8 protein-coding genes are annotated in these 6475 nt (G+C 74.7%); 6 read left to right on the top strand and 2 right to left on the bottom strand.

The annotated features are described in order from the left end of the window. Window positions 1-502: 502 nt before the first annotated feature. The 3 genes from ACFW3D_RS23795 to ACFW3D_RS23785 all read left to right on the top strand — a co-directional run bounded on the left by ACFW3D_RS23795 (window position 503) and on the right by ACFW3D_RS23785 (window position 1454). Window positions 503-895 carry a hypothetical protein gene (locus ACFW3D_RS23795; RefSeq protein ID WP_500506781.1) on the top strand — a complete coding sequence of 131 codons (393 nt, stop codon included), beginning with the start codon at window positions 503-505 and terminating at the stop codon, window positions 893-895. A gap of 85 nt (window positions 896-980) precedes the next feature. Further along, on the top strand, window positions 981-1151 hold the full coding sequence (locus ACFW3D_RS23790) for a hypothetical protein (protein WP_500506780.1): 171 nt from the start codon (window positions 981-983) through the stop codon (window positions 1149-1151). Between the two features lie 120 nt (window positions 1152-1271). Then, window positions 1272-1454 (top strand): tail-anchor membrane protein, encoded by a 183-nt coding sequence (locus tag ACFW3D_RS23785; RefSeq protein WP_500506779.1) that lies wholly within the window; start codon window positions 1272-1274, stop codon window positions 1452-1454. An 18-nt stretch (window positions 1455-1472) separates the two neighbouring features. On the opposite strand, the gene ACFW3D_RS23780 is transcribed toward ACFW3D_RS23785, so the two are convergent. After that, window positions 1473-1973 (bottom strand): VOC family protein, encoded by a 501-nt coding sequence (locus ACFW3D_RS23780; RefSeq protein WP_500506778.1) that lies wholly within the window; start codon window positions 1971-1973, stop codon window positions 1473-1475. Between the two features lie 84 nt (window positions 1974-2057). Here ACFW3D_RS23780 and ACFW3D_RS23775 point away from each other — a divergent pair, with 84 nt between their 5' ends. After that, window positions 2058-2600, top strand: coding sequence for an MOSC domain-containing protein (locus ACFW3D_RS23775; RefSeq protein WP_500506777.1), 543 nt, complete (start codon window positions 2058-2060; stop codon window positions 2598-2600). A 2-nt stretch (window positions 2601-2602) separates the two neighbouring features. Here ACFW3D_RS23775 and ACFW3D_RS23770 read toward each other — a convergent pair whose 3' ends face one another. Further along, window positions 2603-3976 (bottom strand): tannase/feruloyl esterase family alpha/beta hydrolase, encoded by a 1374-nt coding sequence (locus ACFW3D_RS23770; RefSeq protein WP_500506775.1) that lies wholly within the window; start codon window positions 3974-3976, stop codon window positions 2603-2605. Window positions 3977-4327: 351 nt separating this feature from the next. On the opposite strand from ACFW3D_RS23770, the gene ACFW3D_RS23765 reads away from it, so the two are divergent. Then, a complete protein-coding gene (locus ACFW3D_RS23765) occupies window positions 4328-5347 on the top strand; it encodes an isopenicillin N synthase family dioxygenase (RefSeq protein WP_500506773.1) in 1020 nt (339 codons plus the stop codon). A 38-nt stretch (window positions 5348-5385) separates the two neighbouring features. Further along, entirely contained in the window at window positions 5386-6465 is a 1080-nt protein-coding gene (locus tag ACFW3D_RS23760; protein ID WP_500506772.1) for a PP2C family protein-serine/threonine phosphatase, read from the top strand. The last annotated feature ends 10 nt before the right edge of the window (window positions 6466-6475 follow it).

Genomic DNA, 6475 nt, shown 5'->3' with positions numbered 1-6475 from the left:
CGGTGGCCGTCTCTATATCCGGGCACTCACTCCGACGCCGGGACAAACACCCGGATCAGGTGGGGAACCCGTACACCACTTCCAAGGACGCAACCTGGAGGAGTCCGGGGTGACCCCGGATTGCCTCCTCGCCCCCCTCCGGCCGTCATGCGCCCATACGACGGGAGGGGGTGTGGCGGGGTGCGCCCGGAAGCGACGAGCGGTGATGCCGGGGACGGAATGATCCGGCGAATCCGCGAGCGCTGAGGACGTGCGCCGGCGCGGCCCCGACCCCCAACGCACGCAGCGAGGCGGTCACTGACCGACCGGGGCAACGGGCGGGCGGGCGGGGAAAACCCCCAACCGCAACCACAAACGAGCCGCACACGAACAAACGGCCCGCCCGCGCAGCGCCCGCATTGCGTCCACCGGGTGAACGCGTGCGTCGATCGGCGTAGCGTGCCGCGGGGTTCGGGTGCGTGCCCGGCTAAGAGTGAGGGGTACGCATCCGGAGGAGCAGCGCATGCCGCATGCCGCAGCGGGACGTTCCCGTCGGGTCCCGGCAGGGTTCGCAGGGGCCGCGGTCGGGCTGTTCGCCGCACTCGTGTGTCTGCTCCACGCGCTGTGCGCACCGGGGGTCGCGGCCCTGCAGCCGCTGGAGCCGACGGCGGCCGTCGCCGTCGCCACGGACGACCGGGGCAAGCAGACGCAGCACCTCCCGGCGAGCGTCGGGCGGCGGACCGCCCCGCAGGCCGGCCCCCAGCAGCGGGCCGGAACCGTCCAGGGGCACGCGGCGGACGACGTCGTCCACGACACCTGCCCCCCGGACCCCGTCGGTGCCGCGCTCCGCGGTCCCGCCCGGCACGTCGCCCCCGCGGGCAGACCCGACCACCTGCACCTCGTCCTGCGCTGCTGACGGCGCCCCGCGGCCGCCGCCCGTGCGGCGGACCGCTGCGCGGCCATGCCCGTCAGCAGGACGAACCCCGCAGGAGGACCCCACCATGCCCGTGGACATCTACGCAGCCCTGGGCGCGCTCGTGCGCGCCGAGGCGGCCCGCCGCCGCGATCGGCCGGCCGCCCCCGAGCGCCAGGAGAGCGCCCCCGAGCGCACGGCGGCGCCGGACGCGCCCCCGCAGGAACCCAGGGAACTGACCGAACGCCACCACGAGTGAGACCGCGGCGGTCGCGCCCTGCCCGGCACCGGGCAGGGCGCGCCGTGCGGGGGAACCGACGCGGGTGATGCCGCGTTTACCCCAGTGAGTGCGGCACGTGCCGCAGACGGAGGCGGGAAGATGTCCAATCGCGCGAAGGTCGCCGTCGGCGGCGTGGCCGTCGGCCTGATCCTGTTGTGGGTGCTACCCGCATGGCTGGCCCTGCTGGTCATCGTGGGCGTCCCCGTGGCCGCCTACCTCACCCTGGACCCCTCCCAGCGGCGCAGGCTGCGCCGCTCCGGCAGGCGTCAGATCGGCAGGTGACGGCGCGCGGGGTGCCGCTCAGGTGACCGAGCCCGCGGCGGCGCCGGTCCTGAGGTCGGGGCCCCAGCGGTCCAGCGACGCCTGCAGGTCGAGGGGGAGGGGGCGGGTGACTCCCTGGTCCTCGGGCCAGTCCTCGCGGGGGACGCGCCACATGACCTCGAACTCGTTGCCGTCGGGGTCCTTGGCGTACAGCGACTTCGACACGACGTGGTCGCTGGAGCCCACGAGCGCGCCCCGGTCAGTGAGCAGCCGGGCGGTGTCGGCCAGTTCGCGGAGCGTGCCGACCTCCCAGGCCAGGTGGTAGAGCCCGACGCGGCCCTGCTCGGGGCCGGGTGCGTCCGGGCCGATGGCGAAGAGTCCGAGGTCGTGGTCGTTGAGGGTGTCCTCGGCGCTCAGGAAGGCGGCGCGGCCGGGGATCTCCGCGTCGACCTTGAAGCCGAACACGGCGGTGTAGAACTCGACGGAGCGCGCGACGTCACGGATGTAGAGCACGGCGTGGTTCAAACGGCGAACAGGCATGGCGTCAGATTACGCCCCTATCATTGAAAGTTCAATGAATTGCTTCGTTAGAATGACCGGGCGCACGACCGACCGAGGGGGAGCATGACCGCGACCGTCACCGCCGTCAGCCGCGACGAGGGACACCACTTCAGCAAGCCCGCCCGCGACAGGATCCGGCTGCTGGCCGGGCTCGGCGTGGAGGGCGACGCCCACCTCGGGGTGACGGTGCAGCACCGGTCGCAGGTGGCCCAGGACCCGACGCAGCCCAACCTGCGCCAGGTCCATCTCATCCACGGCGAGCTGCACGACGAGCTGCTCACGGCGGGCTTCGAGGTCGCCCCGGGCGAGCTCGGCGAAAACGTCACCACGCGCGGCGTCGACCTGCTGGGCCTGCCCGTCGGGACGCGGCTGCGGCTCGGCGCGGAGGCCGTCGTCGAGGTGACCGGGCTGCGCAACCCCTGCCTGCAGATCGACGGCTTCCGGCAGGGCCTGCTCAAGCAGGTCGTCGGCCGGGACGAGCACGGCGCGGTCGTCCGCAAGGGCGGGATCATGGGCGTGGTCCTGCGCGGCGGGGAGGTGCGGCCCGGCGACCCGATCGCCGTCGAGCTCCCCGAAGGGCCGCACCGTCCGCTCGAGCGGGTCTGACCTCAGGACAGCGCGCAGGAGTTGACCACGTCGCCGCCGGCCGGCCGGGGCACCGTGCGGTCCGCGGGCGGCGTCCGGCCCTGCTCCACCCACGAGGTCAGCGCGTCGAACGTGGCCCGGTAGCAGGGCAGGATCGGGCGCAGCCGGTCCGGATACGTGTCGTACAGCCCGTCGACGTGGTTGCCGCCCTCGATCGTGTAGTAGCGGTGCAGACCGCCCCGCCCCGCGGAGTCGATCATGCGCGCGTAGACGTCCGAGTCGGTCGCGATCGGCAGCAGCGTGTCCAGGGTGCCGTGCAGCGTGATCATCGGCTTGCCGATGCGCCCGGACAGCGACACCCGGCCGACGGCCCGGTGCACGGCGGCCGGGCGCGCCGCGTAGTCGTAGTCGGCGTCCGACGCGCAGGGGGCCAGGATGTCCGGCACGGTCGCACCCGCGCTCGCGCCCGGGCACGCGGGGTCGTAGGAGGGGTCGAACTCGGCGCGGTACACCTTCTGCGTCAGACCCCAGTAGGCCTGCTGGTGGTAGGCCCACAGGAACTCCGAGCCCGGCGCGAACCCGGCCGCCAGCAGGTCGGCGTCGCCGGCCCGGCCCTGGGCGCGGGCCACCGTGACCGGCAGCGAGGTCAGCAGGTTGGGGCCGTCCGCCGTCCAGAGGGTGCCCTCCCAGTCCACACCGCCGTCGTAGAGGGCCGGGTGGTGCTCCAGCTGCCAGCGGGTGAGGTAGCCCCCGTTGGAGATGCCGGTCATGTACGTACGGTGCGGCACGCGGCCGTAGCGCGAGGCCACCGCCGCCTTCGCGGCCACCGTGAGCTGGGTCGTGCGCCGGTTCCACTCGGCCAGCGCGTCACCCGGGCGGCGGCCGTCGGTGTAGAAGTCCGGTCCGCTGTTGCCCTTGTCGGTGGAGGCGAAGGCGTAGCCGCGCGCGATCGCCCAGTCGGAGATCAGGACGTCGAGCGAGTACTGCTTGCGGGTGCCGGGCGCGCCGGTGACGATCAGGCCGCCGTTCCAGCGGTCCGGCAGGCGCAGCACGAACTGGGCGTCGTGCTGCCAGCCGTGCGTGGTGTTGAAGCCCGACGTGTCCGGGAAGTAGCCGTCGACCTGCACGCCCGGCACGCCGGACGGACGGGCGGTGCCGGCCGCCGCCAGGCCCGCCTGGTCGGCGGTGTCGGTGTACGCGGTGCCCGCCAGCGCGGTGGTCGTCATGTCGGGCAGGCAGGCCTTCTGCTGGCGCTCGGCGCCGGGCACGACGACCCGGTCCAGCCGGGCGCAGTGGCCTGCCGTACCCGCGGCCGCCTCCGCGCCGGCGGGGACCGCGGCGGCGCCGAGCGCGAGCAGGGCGGCGGCGAGCAGGGGGACGCCTCTCCAGGGGCGCATGGGGAGCCTCCATTCGCAGTTCGGGGATGGCTGCCGCCACATCGTTGCCGCCCGTACCGCGCGCGACCATGGCGTCACCCCACGCCTGTACCTGTCGGCTCATGGGGCCGCGTGACATGCGTCACCGACGCGAATGACGCTGCGCAGTACCCTTGGCCCATGCTCTTGCTCGTGCGCCGCCGTCATGTGGACTTCGTCCGCGTCACGAGCATGTCCTGTCGCCGCAGCGGCTGATCCCACCCCGCCCCCCTTCCTCCCGCCCGGCCCCGCGACGCCGCCCCACCGTGGCCCCGTCGCGCAGCACCCGGTCACCACCGGCATGCCGGGTCCTCACCCTGCGGACAACACACCATGACGCTCCAGCTCCCCGTGATCGACCTCTCCGCCGCGGACCGCGGCCCCGAGGCACGTGCCCGTCTCCACCGCGAACTGCACTCCGCCGCCCACGAGGTCGGCTTCTTCCAGCTCACCGGTCACGGCGTGACCGCCGACGAGACCGCCGCCCTGATGCGGGCGATCCGCGCGTTCTTCTCCCTGCCCGAGGCCGACCGGCTCGCCATCGGCAACCTGAACTCCCCGCACTTCCGCGGCTACACCCGCACCGGCGACGAGCGCACCGGCGGCAGCCGGGACTGGCGCGACCAGCTCGACATCGGCGCCGAGCGCCCGCAGCACGTACCGGCCGCGGGCGAGCCCGCGTACTGGTGGCTGGAGGGTCCCAACCAGTGGCCCGCCGACCTGCCCGAGCTCCGTGAACTCTCGCTGGCCTGGATCGACCGGCTCAGCGGCGTCGCCCACCGGCTGCTGCACGAACTGCTCGCCGCCATCGGCGCCCCCGAGGACTTCTACGACGCGGCCTTCGCCGACGAGCCGCACCTGCACCTGAAGCTCGTCCGCTACCCGGGCACCGCACCCACCGGCGACGACCAGGGCGTCGGCGCTCACAAGGACTACGGCTTCCTCACCCTGCTGCTCCAGGACGAGGTCGGCGGCCTGCAGGTGGAGCGCTCCGACGGCCGCTTCCACGATGTGCCGCCGCTGCCCGGCGCCTTCGTCGTCAACCTGGGCGAGCTGCTGGAGGTCGCCACCGACGGCTACCTCAAGGCCACCAACCACCGCGTGGTCAGCCCGGCCGGCGCCCGCGAGCGCTACTCGGTGCCCTTCTTCTACAACCCCCGCCTCGACGCGCGCGTGGCCCCGCTCCCGTTCGAGCACGCCCACCGCGCGCCCGGCGCCACCCGGGACCCGGCCAATCCGCTCTTCGCCGAGTACGGCCGCAACGAGCTCAAGGGCTGGCTGCGCGCCCACCCGGAGGTCGCCCGCAGGCACCACCCCGAACTCGTCGGGACGGCTGTCGCGCCCGCCGGCTGAGACGCGCGGCCCGCGCCGCCCGCGGTTACCGTGCCTGCATGGGCACGGCCACGGCCGAGGACGGCACACTGCGGATCGGGGCGCCGCCGCGCTGGCTGCGCCTGCTGCCGATCGTCCTGCTCGCCGCGCTGGTCCTGGCTCAGGGCGTCACCCCCGGCGACGTGGAGCTCGGCGCCTACTACGCCGCCGTCGCCCCGCTCGCCGCGCTCGGCTACGGCGTGGCGGGCACCGCGGTCGTGGCCGCCGCCGTCGTGGTCGTCATGGAGCTCCCCGTGGTGGGCCCCGGGACCCTGGTCGGCGCCGAGCTCGGCGCGGTCGTCCTCATCGGTGTCCTGAGCGTGGTCATCGCCGCCCTGCAGCAGCGCTTCCGGGGACGCCTGGTGCTGGCCCGGTCGGTGGCCGAGGCCGCGCAGCTCGCCGTCCTCGCCCCGGTGCCGGGCACGGTGGGGGAGGTGCGCTGCGCCGCCCTGTACCGGGCCGCGCAGCGCGGCACCCTGGTGGGCGGTGACCTCTACGACGTACGGCCCGGGCCCCATGGCGTCGTACGGGCGCTGGTGGCCGACGTCCAGGGACACGGACTTGCCGCCGTCGGCACGGTCGCGGCACTGCTCGGCGCGTTCCGCGAGGCGGTGCTCGACCAGCGGGAGCTGCGCGGCGTGGCGGGGCGCCTCGAACGGCGGCTCGCCCTGGACGCCGCCGGCAACGCCGAGTTGTTCGCCACCGCCCTGCTGATGGAGTTCCCCGACGACGGGTCGTGGGTGCGGCTGGTCTGCCAGGGGCATCCGCCCGCGCTGCTGCTGCGCGGCCGCCAGGTGCGGGAGCTGGAGTGCGATCCGGGGCCGCCGCTGGGCGCCGGCCTGCCGGGACAGGCCCCGGCCCTGCCCTCGGTGGTGACCCTGCTGCCGGGGGACGTGATCCTCGCGTACACCGACGGCGTCACCGAGGCGCGCGACGCCTCGGGCGCCTTCTACCCGCTCGCCGAACGCCTCGCCGCCAGGCTGGCGGAGGGCGCCGCCCGCTCCCCCGAGGCGGTCGTCGACGGGGTCTGGGAGGATCTGCGCCGGTACGCGGGCGCGGTGGGCGACGACGTCGCGCTGCTGGCGCTCGCGCCCCGCTGACCCGGGGCGG

The organism is Streptomyces sp. NPDC058864 (genome assembly GCF_042742985.1).
Taxonomy (GTDB): domain Bacteria; phylum Actinomycetota; class Actinomycetes; order Streptomycetales; family Streptomycetaceae; genus Actinacidiphila.
The sequence above is the reverse complement of the archived record's forward strand: the minus strand, read 5'-3'. Positions and strand labels throughout refer to the sequence as shown.

Excerpts from the sequence above, each read along its gene's own strand:
- ACFW3D_RS23795 (WP_500506781.1), top strand. The coding sequence starts at position 503 with ATGCCGCATGCCGCAGCGGGACGTTCCCGTCGGGTCCCGGCAGGGTTC.
- ACFW3D_RS23790 (WP_500506780.1), top strand. The coding sequence starts at position 981 with ATGCCCGTGGACATCTACGCAGCCCTGGGCGCGCTCGTGCGCGCCGAG.
- ACFW3D_RS23785 (WP_500506779.1), top strand. The coding sequence starts at position 1,272 with ATGTCCAATCGCGCGAAGGTCGCCGTCGGCGGCGTGGCCGTCGGCCTG.
- ACFW3D_RS23780 (WP_500506778.1), bottom strand. The coding sequence starts at position 1,973 with ATGCCTGTTCGCCGTTTGAACCACGCCGTGCTCTACATCCGTGACGTC.
- ACFW3D_RS23775 (WP_500506777.1), top strand. The coding sequence starts at position 2,058 with ATGACCGCGACCGTCACCGCCGTCAGCCGCGACGAGGGACACCACTTC.
- ACFW3D_RS23770 (WP_500506775.1), bottom strand. The coding sequence starts at position 3,976 with ATGCGCCCCTGGAGAGGCGTCCCCCTGCTCGCCGCCGCCCTGCTCGCG.
- ACFW3D_RS23765 (WP_500506773.1), top strand. The coding sequence starts at position 4,328 with ATGACGCTCCAGCTCCCCGTGATCGACCTCTCCGCCGCGGACCGCGGC.
- ACFW3D_RS23760 (WP_500506772.1), top strand. The coding sequence starts at position 5,386 with ATGGGCACGGCCACGGCCGAGGACGGCACACTGCGGATCGGGGCGCCG.